The organism is Campylobacter gracilis (assembly GCF_018374135.1).
GTDB lineage: Bacteria > Campylobacterota > Campylobacteria > Campylobacterales > Campylobacteraceae > Campylobacter_B > Campylobacter_B gracilis_A.
On record NZ_JAHAFS010000006.1, the window covers coordinates 15,995 to 33,606 of the forward strand.

Genomic DNA, 17,612 nt, shown 5'->3' on the forward strand with positions numbered 1-17,612 from the left:
TGCGATAAAATTTCAAACCTCATCACTAAAAACCCGCCGCAGAGGATAGCTGCACGAACTTAATTCAATCGAAATTTCGCTCACGAGCAAGCTTGCTACCTGTCCATTTAAATTTTAATCCTAGACCGCTATCTGGCGCCCGCTAAAACGGCGCACCGCATACTATAGATATGCACGCGTAGCTTGCGTGATCTTTAAATTTTATCTCGTGCCGAGTCTGCGCTGATCTTTGCGGATAAAATTTTATCCTTCGCGGCGAACGAAATTCCGCCTTCGCGCCGAGCAAATTTTATCTTCGTCGCTAGGTAAAATTTAACTTTTGCCGTTTTAAATTTTAACCGCACACGCACTGCGAAATACCGGCTGCGCCATACCGCACGCAAAGCGCGCTCAGATCATCACAAGCTCAAAATATCTAAAATTTAACCGCAAAACCCGACCAGACGGAGCCGCACGCCGAAGCGCTATAAAATTTTAACCACCTAAGCCTGCTTGCTTATCAGCCTGCGCACGACGTAGCTTGCGATGAAAAGCCCGAAGCTCGTGGTTACGCCCATGAAGCTGCCCATCGATTTGACGCGCGGCGGCTCGCTTGAGCAGACGACGTCAAAATCGCCCGCAAAGCCGCGCTTTCGCAGCTCGTATCTGATCTTGCGCGCGAGCGGATCGCCTTGCGTCCGCCAAATTGAGCGGATTTCGATTTTAGCGGGATCGAGCCTCTTTGCGCCGCCCATCGAGCTTATGAAGCCCGCGCCCGCCTCGCTACAGCGCAGCGCAAGAGCGATCTTAGCGCCCACGTCGTCGATCGCGTCGATTACGAAATCAAATTGCGCCAGATTAAATTTAGATAAAAATTCCTCATCAATCCTAGCGACGATCGGCGTCACGCCTTTAAATTTGCGCGCGAAAACCTCGCATTTTAGCTCGCCTAGGCACTCGCTTCCAAGCTGGCGGTTTTGGTTGGTGATCTCGAAGCGATCGCAATCGATCACGCTTAGATTTACCGCGCCGCTGCGGTATAGCGCCTCTATCGCCGCTCCGCCCACGCCGCCGCAGCCGCAGATTAAAATTTTAGCGCTTTGAAGCCTTGCAAAATCCTCGCCGAAAAGTAGGCGCGAGCGCGAAAAGCGGTCTACTACGACCTCACTCATCGTTTTTCATCCACCTTTCTAGCGCGCTCATCTGCTCGTGCGCGGTTAAATTTAACTTAATCGGACTTAGCGTCGCCCGCCCCTCAAAAAGTGCCGAAATGTCGCTGTTCTCGTTCCTGCTCGCATCAAAGCTGAGCGTAGATTTGCCGAGCCAATAATACTCCATCCCGCGCGGATTGCGGTTTAGCTGCGCATCGGTGTCGTAGAGCTTCTCGCCGCATGGCGCAACCGTTAGTCCCTTAAAATCTTGCTTTGAAACGGCAGGAATGTTTAAATTTAAAAACTGCTTCGGCGGCAGCGGAAAGCCGTTTTTGAAAATTTTTTCCACCAGATCAACCGCAAGCTCGCATGCGAGATCAAACCCATATCGCTGCAGAGAGTCCGCGACGTAAAACTGGCTCACCGCAAGCGCGGGAATGCCTTGCAAAACCCCTTCCATCGCGCCTCCGCAAGTGCCAGAATAGGTCACGTCCTCCGCGACGTTGGCGCCATGATTTATGCCGCTTATCACTAGATCGGGCTTGCGGTTATACAGCGCGCGGAGCGCCAAATACACGCAATCTGCGGGCGTAGCGTCGTCGAGTTTAAAAAATCCGTCGTCGAGCTTTACAAATCTAAGCGGGCGCGTGAGCGTGAGCGAGTGCGAGCATGCCGATTTTTCGGAGCTTGGCGCTACGATTGTGACGTTTGCGATCGATCTTAGTGCGCTTGCTAGCTCCAAAAGCCCGCGCGCTTCGAATCCATCGTCGTTGGTGATTAAAATTTCTTTCATATTCTTTCTTTAACTAAAATTTCACGACAGACCTATCGGGGCGGAATTTCGTCTGTAAAAATCTAACGCTCAATTCTTTACTATGCAAAAATTGCTACTTAGTTTGCGCGGCGTAAAATTCCGTCGCGCCAAATTTTTTCGCAAAAATTCCATCACGAACTTAGATCGCAAAATCCATAGAAAAATTTCGCCTTTTCGCTACAAATTTTATAGCCTGCCACGTAATTTCATTGCCTAAATTTCGCTTTCGAAATTCCTTAAATTAAATTTTTGCGACCGCACTCCGCAACTCGTCACAAAATTTCGCCTTTTAAATTTTCGCGCCGATGTAAATCCGCGGCATAAAATTATTCGAGGTCTTCTACAACCCCGCTTTACGGCATATCTCCTCACTTACTTGCGAATCAAGTAGGTGCGAGCTTGGATAATCGTAGAAAAATCGGTGCACTTCACGCACTCCGTTTCGCAATAAAGCTCGCGTACTAGGTGCATTGCAGTCATTTTCGGTAATATCCTTGGCTAGCAATTTGAGATATTTTTGCCGATCGGAGCTTTTTAGGCTCGCCCAGTCAGGGCTTAGCGAGTAGGCATAGATCAGATCGCTCCCTTGTGCGCTAATTTCTTCGAGGAAGGCAAACTGCGCGACCTTAACGTGGGGCTTGGCGCCGCCTACGTCTGCTGCGATCTCGCTAGCTGCGGCTTTAGCGACGAGTGCGGGCGAGCCTAGCTTACTAAGCGCCTCAAAACGCGCCGTTACTGCGGGATCCTCATTGACTTGACGCTTTTGGTATTTAGCCGCGCCGCAACCGCCCAGCAACATCGCGAACGCGCTGCATAACGCTAAAATTTTAAAATTTTTCATCTTAAATCCTTTGTCGGCTTAATTTTAGCACATTTTGCTATAATTAACAAAAATTTAAAAGGCTAAATTTGAAATATTTAATCTCTTGCCTAGAACCCTCGGCAAACCTGCATTTCAAAGAGGTTTTTGAGCATCTTAAAAAGCTCGATCCCGCTTACGAAATTTGCGGAATTTTCGATGAAAAGCTGGGCTCGCCGATATACAAAAGCAGCGAATTTTCGGCGATGGGCTTTATAGAAATTTTGCCGCTGATTTTAAAAGCCAAGCGCGCGGTAGCACAGATGACGCGGCTTGCGGCGGAGTGCGATCGCGTGCTTTTAATCGATTCGCCCGCGTTTAATCTGCCGCTTGCTCGCGCGATCAAAGAAAGCGGCGCGCGCGCGGAAATTTCATATTATATCCTGCCGCAGGTTTGGGCGTGGAAGCCGCACAGAACGGAGAAGCTGAAGGCGTTTTGCGACAATCTGCTCTCCGTCTGGCCTTTTGAGGCGAAATTTTTCGGCGCGAATTGCGAGGGAGATAAGGGCGCCGTGCCGCAAGAAGCGAAGAGCAAAGAGGCTGCGCCGAAAGAGCATGCCGCACGAAGCGAGCAAAATTTCACTTCGCCAAATTCTGCGCCTGATTTCGCGGATCAAAATTCTAAGGCACAGAATTCCGGTAATTTTTGCGAGCGAAATTCCGAGACCGAGAATTCTAATGAGCCAAACTTCACCAGGCAAGGCTTCTCGCAGAATTTCGCATCGCAAAGCTCCGACGAGCCGTGCTCCGCGCAGAATTCTGCGGCTTTAAATTTAGCGGCTCAGAGCCGTGCTCGCTATTTTTTCGTAGGGCATCCGCTGCTTGACGAGATAAAATTCCAAAAAACAAGTTACGAAAAACAGGGCAAGATCGCCTTTATGCCGGGCTCGCGCAGAGCTGAAATTTCAAGACTGATGCCGATTTTTAGAGCCCTTGCGCCTAAATTTGAAAATAGCGAGCGGGTCTTAATAATCCCGCCGCATCTGATGGATCAAAGAGATGAAATTTACGGGTCTCTGGACGGCTTTAGCATCGCAAACGATACTCCTGCCACGCTTAAGGATTGCGATTTTGCCTTCATCTGCTCGGGCACGGCAACGCTTGAGGCGGCGCTCATCGGCACTCCGTTCGTGTTGTGCTACAAAGCAAAGGCGTTTGACGTTTGGCTCGCGCGAAAGCTCGTAAAGCTAAAGCACGTGGGGCTTGCAAATATTATTTTTGATTTTTTGGGCGAGGAGCCTCTGCACGAGGAGCTTTTGCAATCCGAGGTAAGCGCGCAAAACCTACTCGCCGCATACGAGCGCTGTGACGCCGCTAAATTTAAGCTCGCGAGCAAAAAGCTGCGAGATTATCTAAAGCTCGGCTCCAGCGAAAACGTGGCAAAAATTTTAACGCAGCCTGCGAGCTGAAATTTTAAGGCTAAAGCTTATATAATTTGATAAAAAGAAAGGAAGATTATGACGACCGAACCAATGACGCTTTACGGATATGAAAAGATCACCTCCGAGCTCAAGGAGCTTCAGAGCGTGAAGCTGCCTCACATCGTGCAGCAGATCGACATCGCGCGCGGACACGGCGATCTGAAAGAAAACGCCGAGTACCACGCGGCGCGCGAAGAGCAGGCGTTTCTACTCTCGCGCATCGCCGAGCTTAGCGACATCGTCTCTCGCTCAAAGATCATCGATCCCTCAACCTACGAGCACGACCGCGTAAAATTCGGCTCCACCGTTACCTTTATGGACGTAGAGACCGAGCGGGAGGAGGTTTATACGATCGTAGGGCTTAGCGAAGCGGATATCTCGCGCAAACTTATCAATATAAACACTCCGCTCGCGCGCCAGCTTTTAGGCAAAGCAGAGGGCGATGAGGTGGTGCTTCAGCTACCATCAGGCACGCGCGATGTGGAAATTTTAAGCGTCGAATACAATCCGATCAAATTTGAGAATTAGCGTGAAAAAAGTAGGCATCATCGGCGTTAGCGGCTATACGGGGCTTGAGCTGATTAAGGCTCTACTTTCTCACCCAGGCTTTGAAATTTCATATTTGGGCGCTTCGACAGATGGAGAGATAAGCGAAATTTTTCCGCAGCTTCGCGGAGTTTTGCAAATGCCAGTACGAGTTGCCGATGCCGCAGATGCCGCAAAAGCGTGCGATCTTGTTTTCTTGGCGCTGCCGCATGGAAAAGCGATGGAATTTGCTCGCGAAATTTTAAAATTTAAAAGCGTCAAGGTAGTCGATCTATCGGCTGATTACCGCCTAAGCCGCGAGCTTTACGAGAAAAATTACACCACGCATTTAGACCCTCGTAATTTAGCCCACGCCGTTTACGGACTACCCGAGCTAAATCGCAAAAAGATCCGCGCGGCGCGGCTTACGGCAAATCCGGGCTGCTACCCTACCTGCTCTATTTTGGCGCTCGCGCCGTTCGTGCGGCTACTAGATCCTAGTATCGGCGTATTTATCGACGCAAAAAGCGGAGTAAGCGGCGCAGGCAAAGCTCTTAAAGCAAGTAGCCATTTCGTAAGCGCGAACGAAAACGCAAATGCCTACTCGCCGATCTCGCATCGCCACGCAGACGAAATCAAAGAGCAGCTGCAAATTTTAAAAGGCGGCGAATTTAGCACGCTTTTCGTGCCGAATTTGCTGCCGATTACGCGCGGAATGCTGGTTAGCGCGTTTGGCGTGCTGCAAAAGAGCGTGGACGCAGAGGCGGTGCTGCGAGAATTTTACGCGAACGAGCCTTTCGTGCGCGTTCGAAGCGAACCCGTGAGTATAAAAAACGTCGTAGGAACGCACTTTTGCGATATTTTTGTAAAAACGGCGGGCAATAAAATTTGGATCAACTCGGCGATCGATAATCTTTTGCGCGGAGCATCGTCGCAGGCGGTCGCAAACGCAAATTTAATGTGCGGATTCGCCGAAGCTACGGCGCTGCCGCGCATCGCGCACGGAATTTAAGCGATGTATCGTTCGCAAAAGCCTTCACGCGCCGGAGCCTAAATGCAAAATGATCAAATTCAGGCGATAAAACCGGGCGCGATCTTTATCGGCGATGCACACGCGGGCGCGAGCAGGCCGCAATTTTTGAAATTCTTGCGCGCGCTGCGTTCCACGCAAAGCCTGCCGCCTCAAATTTTTATGATGGGCGATATGTTTGATTTTTTGGCAAACACGACCTACGTGCAGCGCTTCTACGAAGAGGAGATCGCGCTAATAAACGAGCTGTCGCGAAAATGCGAAATTTTTTACTTCGAGGGCAACCACGATTTTAATCTGCGTGAAATTTTCCCCTGCGCAAAAGTTTATCCAAACGCCGCGCAGCCTGTTAAATTTATCTGCGAGAGCGGCGAAGCGGTACAGATTGCGCACGGCGATCTGTTTTTGCCGCGTCTGACGCAGTTTGCGCTGCTTTCGCTACGAAACAGGGCTTTTCTGAAATTTATGGATCTGCTCGACCGCGCTTTAAAATTTAAAATTTCAAAAGTAATCTTAAAATCGCAAGAGGGGAAAAATCTATACAAAAAAATGCTAAATTTTAAGGATATAATCGCGCCGAAGATCGATTTTTACGCGGCAAATTTAATCATCGAAGGCCATTATCATCAAGATGAAATTTTATATTTCGGCGAGAAAAAATATATAAATTTGTGCTCGTTCGGGGTCGGGAGCAAAATTTACGAGGTCGCAAAAAGCGAAAAATTTACGCTAATTCCAAAAAACTTAAACTTAAATTAGCTATAATTCCTAAATTTTTGCGAGGATATTTATGATAAAGCTTTGTGTTTTCGACTTTGATTCTACGCTGATGGACGGCGAGACGATAGGTTTTTTCGCCGCTAAAATGGGCACGCAGCGACAAGTTAGCGAAATCACGAAGCGTGCGATGGCGGGAGAACTTGATTTTTTCGAAAGCCTTAGCGAGCGCGTGGCGCTGATAAAGGGGATGAAGCTTAGCGATGCCGAAGCTATCGCGGAAAGCCTGCCTTTCGTTTGCGGCGCTAGCGAGATCATCGCGTATCTGAAAAATAAAGGCATAAAGGTGATCGTCTTTAGCGGCGGATTTCATCTCGCCACCGACGCCGCGCAGAAAAAACTAGGCTTTGATGCGAGCTTTGCGAACTATCTGCATGAAAAGGACGGAATTTTAACCGGGCTTTTTGGCGGCGAGATGATGTTTGGATACTCAAAAGGCGCGTTGCTTGCGCAGCTTAAATCGCTGATGGGTCTAAAGACGAGCGAAGTAATGTGCGTGGGAGACGGCGCGAACGATGTTTCGATGTTTCGCGAGGCGGGACTTAAAATCGCCTTTTGCGCGAATGAAATTTTAAAAGAGCACGCGAGCGTCTGCATTGAAAAAAAGGATTTGAAGGAGATTATGAAATATGTATGATAAAGCCCTAAATTTCAGCCTTTGGTGCGACTTTTTGGAGCGCGATTTTATCGATAAAGATTTCGACGAGCTGATCAAAAAGGGGATAATTAACGGCGCGACTTCCAATCCCGCAATCTTTAAAAACGCGATCCTAAGCTCCTCCGCATACGATGCGGCCAAAGAGGAATTTAGAAAAAAGGAGCCTAAAAAGCTGTATGAAATTTTAGCCACCGCGGACATCAGAAGCGCGGCGGAGAGCCTGCTTAAAAATTTTATTAACGGCGATGACGGCTTTGTGAGTATCGAGGTTGATCCATGCTTTGCAGACGACGCCGAGGCGATGTATCGCGAGGGCAAACACCTATACGGCACGATCGGCATGCCAAACGTTATGATCAAAATCCCTGCGACCAAGGCGGGCTACGAAGCGATGCGCGATCTACTGAAAAAGGGGATCAGCGTAAATGCGACTTTGGTTTTTTCGCCTGAGCAGACCGCGAAATGCATCGAGGCGATAAAAGAGGGCATAGCAGGCTTTCGTCGCTACTTCCCGAAGGCGAATTTACCCAAAACCGTAATTAGCATATTCGTTAGCCGCTTCGATAGGTTACTGGATGAAAAAATGGCAGCGGCGGGTCTTCCTACCGGCAAAATCGGCACGATGAACGCCGCGAAGTGCTACAATATCATCGCTAAAGAAAATTTAAACTACGTAAAGCCGCTGTTTGCGAGCACGGGGGTAAAAGGAGACGATCTGCCGAAGGATTACTACGTAAGCGAGCTAATGTATCCGGGCTGCGTAAACACCGCGCCGCTTGAGACCATAGAGGCTTTTGTAAGCGGCGATCAAAAACCCAAAACGCCGCCGAGCGATGCGCAGATAGAGGAATTTTTCGCGCGCGTAGCGGATGCGAAGATCGATATAAAAAAGGCGTATAAAAAGCTGCTGGATGACGGGCTAGTGGCCTTTGAAGAGGCATTTAAAGAGATAATAAAAACACTTAAAAAGGAGAAATGATGGCGGGTTCTATAGATTATTCGCAGTATCAAGTTGACGCTTCTACGCTGGATTTTAAGCAGCGAGATAGGCTAAATAAATATCTGGAATTTTTGATCCAAAACGGCGGTAGCGACCTTCATATCAAGTCGGGCGCGGTTATTAGAGGGCGCATCCATGGCGAGCTGGTAAAATTTAGCAAGACGCCATTTTTGAAAGAAGACGCGATGACGCTAGCCAAAGAGCTGCTCATTACGCGCTTTCCGGAGCTCATCGAGAGAAAGAGCGTGGATTTTACCTACAAGCTAAACGAAGATTATCGCTTCCGCGTTAATATTTTCTTTCAAATCGACGGTATTAGCGCGGTTTTCCGAACGATCCCCGTTAAAATTCCAGAGATTGACGAGCTGGGTTTGCCGCCCTCGATCAAAGATATTTGCGACACGGCTATGCGCGGCGTCGTGCTACTTACGGGACCTACGGGAAGCGGAAAGACGACCACGATCGCAAGTATGATAAATCGCATAAATAGGCAAAGAACCAGCCATGTCGTTACGATCGAGGATCCCGTCGAGTTCGTATTTAAAGACGATAAATGCATCATCAATCAGCGCGCTATCGGCGAGGACTGCAACAACTTCGCAGATTCGCTTCGCGCCGCGCTGAGAGAGGACCCGGACGTAATATTCGTGGGCGAGATGCGCGATTTAGAAACGATCGAGACCGCACTTCACGCCGCGGAAACGGGCCACTTAGTGTTTTCGACGGTGCACACTATTGACGCAAAAGAGACGGTAAACCGTATCATTGCGATGTTTGAGCAGGCCGAACAGGAGCGTATCCGAATGACGCTTGCATCCGTCCTAGAGGCGGTCATCTCTCAGCGCCTTGCCCGTACTATCGAGGGCAAGCGCGTAGCCGTCGTTGAAATTCTACGCAAAAACACCCGTATTAAGGATATGATACTTGATGCGCGCGACGACGAAATTCCTGACGCGATCGCCGATGGTCGCAACACCTACGGCATGCAGACCTTCGATCAGCACCTGCTTGATCTTTACAGAGACGGCATTATTACCCGCGAGGAGGCGCTGGATAAGGCCTCTAAGCGAAACGACCTCGATCTGCAAATAAAAAACGTGGACCTTGCCAAAAAAAGGGATTTGGCAGCAGAATCCGGAGAGAGCGCCGAAGAGATGCTCGCCGGCGAAGTCGTACAGCTAAAAGAGATCCGATAAGTCATAAATTTTAAAATTCTAAATTTTTGCAATTTAGAATTTTAAAGAATTCTGCCTGCTGCCGCGCGGGTGGAATTCTATTCGCTTGCTCGTGCATATACGAGTATGTCTTGAGTTCGCAGGATTTAGCGTAAATTTTAATCGGCTAAATTCCGTGCAATTTTACTTCTAAATTTCATCGTGGCGCTTAAATAGATTTAAAGCAACATTTAGCTATTATCACGCTTCATTTTTTCACAAAGGAAACCTAATGTTAGAAGGTATCGTTAGAGATAGTATCGGTAAAAGGGCTTCAAAATCCCTAAAACGAGATGGTTATCTAATCGCTAATATTTATGCGAAAGGATTTGAAAATATTAACGCAGCGTTTAAAGTAAACGACTTTATCAAGGCTATGCGCGCAAAAGAAGATCTTCCTTTCGAGGTTAGCGTGGGCGGTAAGACATATCGCGTTATAGTGCAAGAATACCAAAAGCACCCCGTCACAAACACCCTAACCCACGTAGATTTGCGCGTAGTTCAGGATGACGTGGTAAGCAAATATTTAGTGCCGGTTAAGGTAACTGGCGTCGCTAAAGGGCTAAAAAACAAAGGTATTTTGGTGCAATCCAAGCGCCGTATCGCCGTAAAATGCGCAGGCAAAGATCTACCAAACGATTTTACGCTCGATGTAAGCGATCTTGACGTAGGCGATTCGCTTTTGATCCGAGACATTCCGGTAAAAGAGGGCGTCAGCATCATCCTAGACGGCTCGGTAGCGGTAGTCGGAGTTACTTCGGCTAAATAGGGGCGCCTATGATACTGATCGCAGGACTTGGGAATCCTGCTCAGAAATACGCAGAGACCAGACATAACGTCGGTTTTATGCTAATTGACGAAATTTTAAAGACGGGTGGCTTTAGTGAGCTCGGCTCGTCTAAATTCCAAGGCGAGCTTTTTAAAAAGGGCTCGCTGCTTCTTTTAAAACCCCAAACTTTTATGAACTTAAGCGGCAACTCCGTAAAGGCAGTGAACGATTTTTATAAGCCCGAGCGCATCATCATAGTGCACGACGATATAGATTTGGATCTGGGCGCCGTTAAATTTAAAAAAGGCGGCAGTAGCGGCGGGCACAACGGCATCAAATCGATCGACGCGCTAATCGGTGCAGATTACGAGCGCGTGCGTATCGGCGTGGGCAAAAAACAGCAAGGGCAGGATGCGGCAAATTTCGTGCTCGGAAATTTTAACGAAAGCGAGCGCGAGAAGCTAAGCGAAATTTTACCCTATGTCGCGCGCGCGGTAGAAGAGCTCATTTGCTCGGATATAGAGCAGATCGCGCAAAAATTTACGATTAAAAAGGCTAGGGTGTGAAGTTATACGTAAAATACGCGGCTCTTTCTTATCTGAAGTATTTTTTTATCCTGCTAATAGCCCTTGAGTGCTTTTATGTAGGCATCGATGTGCTTACCAATCTCAAAGATTTTCCCTCAAGCGCGAATACCGCTCTTTTGTATATCGCTCTAACCGCAGCGGTCGCGCTTAGCTACACGCTGCCGCTAAGTCTTATTTTTGCGCTTATTTTGATGGGTTTTAATATGATCCGTAGCAACGAGCTGGTGAGCTTTTATGCGCTTGGAGTTAGCAAAAACGCCCTGATAATCCCTCCATTTTTGATCGCACTTGCGATTACTGCGGGCTTTATAGCTTTAAATTCCACCTCGTTTGCATACGCGCTAAAATTTCAAAAGAATTTAACCGATTTATCGCCTACGGGGGGAGATATGTTTTTGAAATTTGAGGGTAAATATATCTATATCAAAGCTCTAAACGGCAAAAACGCAAATGATATAACGATCTTTAATATAGGGGATAACTCCGTTGCTTCACGCTCGCACGCAAGCTTTGGCGAATACGCAGGCAAAATTTGGCATCTGCGCGATGTAAATACCACGACTTTACCAGCGCAGCTTAAGCTTGGAGGAAGTGGATTAAGAAGTGAGTTTAGCGCGCAGAGCGAGGCGCTTAAGGGCTTTGATCCAAGCTCAATTGCGAGTGTTTATGATACGAGTAATGTATATTCGATCAGGGATGCTTTGCGTTCGATCCGCACCTTTTCGCATCAAGGCGTGAATATCTCCACCATAAAAGCAAGCCTTTATAATATGCTTTTCTTCCCGCTATTTGCGCCTCTGATGGTTTTGATACTTTATTATTATCTGCCGGTTACGGGGCGATTTTTCAACCTCGCGCTGATGAGCTTCGGCTTTTTCATCGTCACGCTGTGTGCGTGGGGGGTATTTTTCGTGCTGATCCGCTTCTCTCTAAACGGCGTAATCGTCCCCGAGCTCGGCGTCATAGCACCGATAGCCGCGCTGTTTTGCTTCGCCTCCTTTTTGGTTTTTAAGCATCGTTAAGCCTTGATTTGTTAGAATGGCGCAAAATTTATCGGTGGAAATTCTATGGATTATTCAAGCTTAGCCCGCAAATACGGCACCCCTTTATACGTTTACGATTTTAACGAGATACAAAAGAATTTCATGGCACTCAAAGAGGCCTTCGCAGCGCACAAGTCGCTCATTTGCTTCGCGATTAAAGCAAGCTCGAATTTAAGCATTTTAAAATTTCTATCGGATCTGGGCAGCGGCTTTGACTGCGTCAGCATCGGCGAGCTGCGCCGCGCTCTGTATATCGGCGCAAAGAGCTATAAGATCATATTCTCTGGCGTCGGCAAGCAAGACAGCGAGCTCGAGTTTGCGCTTCAATCGGACATCTTGCTGATAAATTTAGAAAGCGAAGCCGAGATGCTGCGCCTGGAGCAGATCGCGCAAAAGCTAAATAAGCCCGCTCGCATCAGCATCCGCGTAAATCCGAACGTTGACGCTAAGACCCACCCCTACATCTCCACGGGGCTAAATGAGAATAAATTCGGCGTCAGTATCGAGACCGCGCGCAAGATGTATATCTACGCCAAAAAGAGCAAATTTTTAAATCCCGTCGGTATCCACTTTCACATCGGCAGCCAGCTTACAGACATTTCTCCGATCTGCGACGCCGCAAAAATAGTAAGCGATCTGCTGCGCGAGCTGCGAGCCCTTGAGATCGATATAAAATTTTTCGACGTGGGCGGCGGCATCGGTATCCGCTACGAGGATGAAAAACAGATCGTGCTCTACGACTACGCGCAAGGAATTCTAAAGAGCCTAAGCGGTCTAGACGTCACGATCGTATGCGAGCCGGGGCGCTTCATCACGGGAGCTGCGGGCGTCTTTCTTACCCGCGTGCTTTACGAAAAACAAAACTGCGGCAAGCGCTTCGTCATCGTTGACGGCGCGATGAACGATCTCATACGCCCGAGCCTCTACGGCGCGCACCACGCCATCAAGATCGTTAGCGCTTCGGAGGGTATAAATTTAAACGAACCGGACGCGAGCGAAGTAAATTTAGGCGGCAGAGGCTCGGATCAAATAAACGGTTCGTGTGCAGATCAAAAAAATTTGAGCGGCGCAAATTTAGCCGCAGCGAGCCTCTGCGACGTCGTGGGACCGATATGCGAAAGCGGCGACTTTTTAGCCAAAGGGGCGAGCTTGCCTAACCTGCAAAGCGGCGATCTGCTCGCGATCAAAAGCGCCGGCGCCTACGGCTTTTCGATGTCGAGCAACTATAATACCCGCTGTCGCGCTGCCGAGGTCGCGGTTTACGACGGACAGGACCGCCTAATTAGAAAGCGCGAAAGCTTTGATGATCTAATCGCGCTCGAAAAGGATCTCGTATGATCCGCGCGGCAAGCCGCTTAAAACATGGCGCAATTTTAAATTTCAAATCCGAGCGCGCAGCGGTCTTAAATTTTAAACGCACCGCCGATTTAAATTCCGAGCCTGAATGCGCCCCCGCTTTAAATTTCAAATCCGAACAAAATGCGCCTGTAAATTTTACGGCAAAACAAAGCCCCGTTTTAAATTTTAATCGCGCCCCTTTAAATTTCAGATCCCGCTGCGACGAATTTTATCGCGCCTTCTTAGCGCGCGGAAGTTGCGGCACAGCTATCTTAAGCGATAAAATTTTAAGTTCGCGAGGTCAAAATTTCAAAGCGTGCGGCAAAAGAGACGGCGTGAAATTTCTAAAATTCGCGCCGAAATTCGCGGGCGAGCAAAAGGAGGGTTGTGATGCAAAACATCGATGATCTGCGCGTTTGTATCGACAGGCTGGATGATGAAATTTTGCGCCTTATCGACGAGCGCATGGGGTTTGTCAAAAAGATCGGCGAGCTGAAGCAGACCGCGGGCAGCGCGATCTACCGCCCGGAGCGCGAGCGCTCGATCATCAGCAGGCTGGACGGCGAAAAGGCGCGAAATCTAAGCAAAGAAGCGATCGAGGCGATATTTTTTGAAATTTTCTCGGTTTCGCGAAATTTAGAAAAGCCGCAGATCGTCGCGTTTTTGGGGCCTTTCGGCACCTATTCGCACCAAGCCGCCAAGAGCCGCTTCGGCGCGGTAAGCTCCTATCTGCCGCTCTCAAACATCGAGGCGGTCTTTAAGGAGCTTGATAGCGGCGAGGCCAAATACGGCGTCGTGCCGATCGAAAACAACACTGAAGGCGCAGTGGGCGCGACGCTTGATTGCTTGCGAAAATACGAGGGCGTCAAGATCGTCGCCGAAATTTATATGGATATCCACCACTGCTTTGCGAGCCACTGCGACGACGTAAGCACGGTGGATCAGATATTCTCGCATCCGCAAGGATACAATCAGTGCCTTAAATTTTTAGACGATCACGGCCTTAGCGGCATTAAATTTACCGCGACCAAATCTACCGCGCTTGCGGCGCAGATGGCAGCTGCCACGCCGCACTCCGCCGCGATCTGCTCCAAGATCGCCGCTGATCTTTACGGCGTGCCGATGATGTTTCAAAAGATCGAGGACAACTCCGCCAATCGCACGCGATTTTTCGTACTGAGCGACTTTAAAAACCAAAAGAGCGACCGCAACAAAACGAGCATCCTAGCCAAAACCGACGACCGCCCGGGCGGACTCGTGGACTTTTTGCAGATGTTTCGCAACGAAGGAATAAATTTAACCAAATTAGAAAGCCGCCCTGTTAAGCTTAGGGATTTTAAATGCGTCTTTTATGTCGATTTTGAGGGGCACATCGACGACGAACGCGTGGCGCGCGTTCTGCAAAACGCGCAGAAAAATGGCCACGAAATCACCTGGCTGGGAAGCTATATAAACGGAGGGGAGTGATGAAATTTAATGAATTTGTAGAAAATCTAAGCAATTACGAAGCGGGCAAGCCGATCGAGCTTGTGGTGCGGGAGTTTGGTATTCGCAAGCAAGACGTGCTAAAGCTTGCCAGCAACGAAAACCCCTTCGGCACTAGCGAGGCGGTGCAGGAGGCGATCGCGCAAAACGCCGCCTGTGCGCATCTTTATCCCGATGATTCGATGTATGAACTAAAGGGCGCGCTCGCCTCGAAATTCGGCGTAGAGCCGCAAAATATCATCATCGGCGCGGGCAGCGATCAGATCATCGAGTTTGCGCTGCACGCCAAGCTCAATTCGCGCCGCGCGATACTGCAAGCGGGCGTCACTTTCGCGATGTACGGCATCTACGCAAGCCACTGCGAAGCTAAAGTTTACAAAACGAGCGCACAGGAACACGATCTAGCCGAACTTTTAAAAATTTATAACGCGCACAGGGATGAAATTTCGGTCATCTTTTTGTGCGTGCCGAACAATCCGCTGGGTGAGTGCTTGGATGTGGAGACTGTGTATGAGTTCGCTCGCAGCGTGGATGAGAACACACTTTTAGTGATCGATGCCGCATACAACGAATTTGCGGCGTTTAAAGATGAACGCAAGAGGCTTGATCCTAAGCTTTTAATTGGGAATTTTAAAAACGTGCTCTATCTAGGCACCTTCTCAAAGGTCTACGGCCTAGGCGGCATGCGCGTAGGCTACGGCATCGCGCCGCGGCAAATCATAAGCGCGCTTTATAAGCTGCGACCGCCCTTTAACATCACGACGCTAAGCCTCGCAGCGGCGATTGCGGCGCTAAAAGACGAGGCTTTCGTGCAAAAAAGCCTGCAAAACAACGCCGCGCAGATGAGCCGCTTCGAGGATTTTGCGCGCGAGCGAAATTTGGAATTTATCCCTAGCTACGCAAATTTCATCACGTTCAAACTTAGCCCGCCGCTAGATAGTAGCGAGCTTTGCGAGCAGCTTCTGCGCCGCGGCATCATCATTCGAAATTTAAAAAGTTACGGGCTAAACGCCGTGCGCATCACGATCGGTACGCCTGAGCAAAACGATCGCGTCTTTGGCGCGCTGGGAGAGATTTTGAGTGGATATTAAAAATAAAAGCCTAGAGGAGCTACGGGAGCTCTGCACGCAGATCAGGGCGCGCATCATCGAAGTCGTGAGCAAAAACGGCGGCCATCTAAGCTCAAATATGGGCGCGGTCGAGCTCATCGTGGCGATGCACTACGTATTCGACGTCGCAAGCGATCCGTTTATCTTCGACGTAAGCCACCAAAGCTACGCGCACAAGCTTCTAACGGATCGCTGGGAGGAGTTCGGCTCGCTTAGGCAGTTCGGCGGTATCAGCGGTTACACGAAGCCTAGCGAGAGTAAATTTGACTACTTCGTCGCAGGGCACGCCTCGACGTCGATCTCTTTAGCCGTGGGCGCGGCAAAAGCGATAAGCCTAAAGCGCGAAAATCGCGTGCCGGTGGTGCTCATCGGCGACGGATCTATGAGCGGCGGCATGACTTATGAGGCAATGAACGAGCTCGGCGATCTGCGCCTGCCCTGCATCATCATCCTAAACGATAATAAAATGAGCATCAGCAAGCCTATCGGCGCCTTTAGCAAATACCTAAGCCAAGCGATGGCGGGCGAGACATATCAAAAATTTAAATCCCACGTAAGAGAGCTACTATCCCACGCTCCGCAAAGCGCAACATATATGGCAAAGCGCTTTGAAAATTCCTTAAAACTCATCATCCCTGGGATGTATTTTGAGGAGCTAGGGCTTGATTACATCGGTCCCGTGGACGGGCATAATCTAGAGGATCTAATATCGGCGCTAAAGACGGCAAAAAGCGCGCACAAGCCGGTCGTCGTGCACGCTCAGACAATCAAAGGCAAAGGATATGACAAGGCGGAGGGCTATTTGGAGAGCTGGCACGGCGTAGGGCCTTTTGACATTCAAAGCGGAGAATTTAAGAAAAAATCCGCCGCCAAAAGCGCCACGCAAATTTACGCTGAGGCGCTTTTAGGCTTAGCCGCCAAACATGAAAACGTCGTGGGCGTGACTGCTGCGATGCCAAGCGGCACCGGCATGGATAAGCTGATCGAGAAATTTCCCCACCGCTTCTGGGACGTAGCGATTGCCGAGCCTCACGCGCTAAGCTCGATGGCTGCGATGGCGCGCGAGGGTTTTAAGCCGTACGTTACGATATATTCGACCTTCATGCAGCGCGCGTTCGATCAGATCGTTCACGACGCAGCGATTATGAACTTAAATTTAGTCCTTGCGATGGATCGCGCGGGCATCGTGGGCGAGGACGGCGAGACGCACGAGGGGGTCTTTGACGTGAGCTTCTTAAATGCGATTCCGAACGTCAGCATGTGCGCGCCGCGGGACGAGGCGAGCTTTAAACGGATCATCGAGTACTCCTACGCGCATGAGGGGGTTTTGGCGATACGCTATCCGCGCGGAAGCTTTATTTTGGACTGCGACGAGATCGGCGCGTCTGCGGTAGGGCTTGCAAAATCGGTATTTCTAAAGCGCAGCGATAGCGCGCGCGTAGCTCTCATCGGCTACGGAAACGGCGCGGGTAGAGCGTATAAAACGGCTGCGGCGCTGGAGGGGCAGATCGAGGCGGACGTCGTAGATCTAGTCTTTGCAAAACCTTTGGACGCCGAGTTTTTGCGAAATTTAGCTCGCAAGGATAAAATTTGGTACGTCTTTAGCGACAACGCCAAAAAGGGCGGCGTCGGTGAAATTTTAAGCGCATTTTTGCAAGAAAATGAAATTTCGGACGTAAAGATCGTGAGCTTCGAATTTGCTGATATCTTTTTACCGCACGGCAAGACCGCCGACGTGGAGCGTAGCTTGGGCTTGGATATCCAAACTCTAACCGAGCGAATATTAAGTGATAAAAAGTATTAGTTAATATCAACTTTGTTTAAAGTAAAATTTGATAATATCACTTTAAAAT

17 protein-coding genes and 2 pseudogenes are annotated in these 17,612 nt (G+C 49.3%); 16 read left to right on the plus strand and 3 right to left on the minus strand.

Going from position 1 to position 17,612, the window contains the following annotated elements:
• Positions 1-482 precede the first annotated feature (482 nt).
• From KH703_RS03970 to KH703_RS03980, 3 genes are all read right to left on the minus strand, one after another.
• Complete coding sequence (locus KH703_RS03970; RefSeq protein WP_304294337.1) at positions 483-1,151, minus strand: ThiF family adenylyltransferase; 669 nt, start codon at positions 1,149-1,151, stop codon at positions 483-485.
• The gene (surE, locus tag KH703_RS03975) at positions 1,144-1,923 is read right to left on the minus strand and encodes a 5'/3'-nucleotidase SurE (RefSeq protein ID WP_304294339.1); all 780 of its coding nucleotides are present in this window, start codon (positions 1,921-1,923) and stop codon (positions 1,144-1,146) included. The genes KH703_RS03970 and surE overlap by 8 nt, the downstream gene beginning before the upstream one ends.
• Positions 1,924-2,284: 361 nt before the next feature.
• The gene (locus KH703_RS03980; protein ID WP_304294341.1) at positions 2,285-2,785 is read right to left on the minus strand and encodes a hypothetical protein; all 501 of its coding nucleotides are present in this window, start codon (positions 2,783-2,785) and stop codon (positions 2,285-2,287) included.
• A 68-nt stretch (positions 2,786-2,853) separates the two neighbouring features.
• Between KH703_RS03980 and KH703_RS03985 the strand changes: the two are divergent.
• From KH703_RS03985 to dxs, 16 genes and pseudogenes are all read left to right on the plus strand, one after another.
• A pseudogene (locus tag KH703_RS03985) lies at positions 2,854-3,285 on the plus strand (lipid-A-disaccharide synthase); the annotation flags it as partial.
• Positions 3,286-3,615: 330 nt separating this feature from the next.
• Positions 3,616-4,212: pseudogene (locus tag KH703_RS03990) on the plus strand (DUF354 domain-containing protein); the annotation flags it as partial.
• Between the two features lie 48 nt (positions 4,213-4,260).
• Complete coding sequence (gene greA / locus KH703_RS03995) at positions 4,261-4,752, plus strand: transcription elongation factor GreA (RefSeq protein WP_304294343.1); 492 nt, start codon at positions 4,261-4,263, stop codon at positions 4,750-4,752.
• Between the two features lies 1 nt (position 4,753).
• Entirely contained in the window at positions 4,754-5,761 is a 1,008-nt protein-coding gene (gene argC, locus KH703_RS04000; RefSeq protein ID WP_304294344.1) for an N-acetyl-gamma-glutamyl-phosphate reductase, read from the plus strand.
• 42 nt (positions 5,762-5,803) lie between these two features.
• Positions 5,804-6,538 (plus strand): UDP-2,3-diacylglucosamine diphosphatase, encoded by a 735-nt coding sequence (locus tag KH703_RS04005; protein WP_304294346.1) that lies wholly within the window; start codon positions 5,804-5,806, stop codon positions 6,536-6,538.
• 31 nt (positions 6,539-6,569) lie between these two features.
• Positions 6,570-7,193, plus strand: a complete 624-nt coding sequence (gene serB / locus KH703_RS04010) for a phosphoserine phosphatase SerB (RefSeq protein WP_304294348.1) — start codon at positions 6,570-6,572, stop codon at positions 7,191-7,193.
• On the plus strand, positions 7,186-8,193 hold the full coding sequence (locus KH703_RS04015; RefSeq protein ID WP_304294350.1) for a transaldolase: 1,008 nt from the start codon (positions 7,186-7,188) through the stop codon (positions 8,191-8,193). The genes serB and KH703_RS04015 overlap by 8 nt, the downstream gene beginning before the upstream one ends.
• Positions 8,193-9,410, plus strand: coding sequence for a type IV pilus twitching motility protein PilT (locus KH703_RS04020; RefSeq protein ID WP_304294352.1), 1,218 nt, complete (start codon positions 8,193-8,195; stop codon positions 9,408-9,410). Before KH703_RS04015 ends, KH703_RS04020 begins: the two co-directional genes overlap by 1 nt.
• Positions 9,411-9,660: 250 nt before the next feature.
• Positions 9,661-10,197 carry a 50S ribosomal protein L25/general stress protein Ctc gene (locus KH703_RS04025; protein WP_177388523.1) on the plus strand — a complete coding sequence of 179 codons (537 nt, stop codon included), beginning with the start codon at positions 9,661-9,663 and terminating at the stop codon, positions 10,195-10,197.
• 8 nt (positions 10,198-10,205) lie between these two features.
• The gene (gene pth, locus KH703_RS04030; protein WP_304294355.1) at positions 10,206-10,763 is read left to right on the plus strand and encodes an aminoacyl-tRNA hydrolase; all 558 of its coding nucleotides are present in this window, start codon (positions 10,206-10,208) and stop codon (positions 10,761-10,763) included.
• Positions 10,760-11,806, plus strand: a complete 1,047-nt coding sequence (locus tag KH703_RS04035; RefSeq protein WP_304294357.1) for an LptF/LptG family permease — start codon at positions 10,760-10,762, stop codon at positions 11,804-11,806. The genes pth and KH703_RS04035 overlap by 4 nt, the downstream gene beginning before the upstream one ends.
• Positions 11,807-11,851: 45 nt before the next feature.
• Positions 11,852-13,165: a diaminopimelate decarboxylase gene (gene lysA, locus KH703_RS04040; RefSeq protein WP_304294358.1), complete on the plus strand. Its 1,314-nt coding sequence runs from the start codon at positions 11,852-11,854 to the stop codon at positions 13,163-13,165.
• Positions 13,162-13,572 carry a hypothetical protein gene (locus KH703_RS04045; RefSeq protein WP_304294359.1) on the plus strand — a complete coding sequence of 137 codons (411 nt, stop codon included), beginning with the start codon at positions 13,162-13,164 and terminating at the stop codon, positions 13,570-13,572. The genes lysA and KH703_RS04045 overlap by 4 nt, the downstream gene beginning before the upstream one ends.
• Positions 13,556-14,632, plus strand: coding sequence for a prephenate dehydratase (gene pheA, locus KH703_RS04050; RefSeq protein WP_304294361.1), 1,077 nt, complete (start codon positions 13,556-13,558; stop codon positions 14,630-14,632). The genes KH703_RS04045 and pheA overlap by 17 nt, the downstream gene beginning before the upstream one ends.
• The gene (hisC, locus tag KH703_RS04055; RefSeq protein ID WP_304294363.1) at positions 14,632-15,741 is read left to right on the plus strand and encodes a histidinol-phosphate transaminase; all 1,110 of its coding nucleotides are present in this window, start codon (positions 14,632-14,634) and stop codon (positions 15,739-15,741) included. Before pheA ends, hisC begins: the two co-directional genes overlap by 1 nt.
• A complete protein-coding gene (dxs, locus tag KH703_RS04060) occupies positions 15,731-17,563 on the plus strand; it encodes a 1-deoxy-D-xylulose-5-phosphate synthase (RefSeq protein ID WP_304294365.1) in 1,833 nt (610 codons plus the stop codon). The genes hisC and dxs overlap by 11 nt, the downstream gene beginning before the upstream one ends.
• The last annotated feature ends 49 nt before the right edge of the window (positions 17,564-17,612 follow it).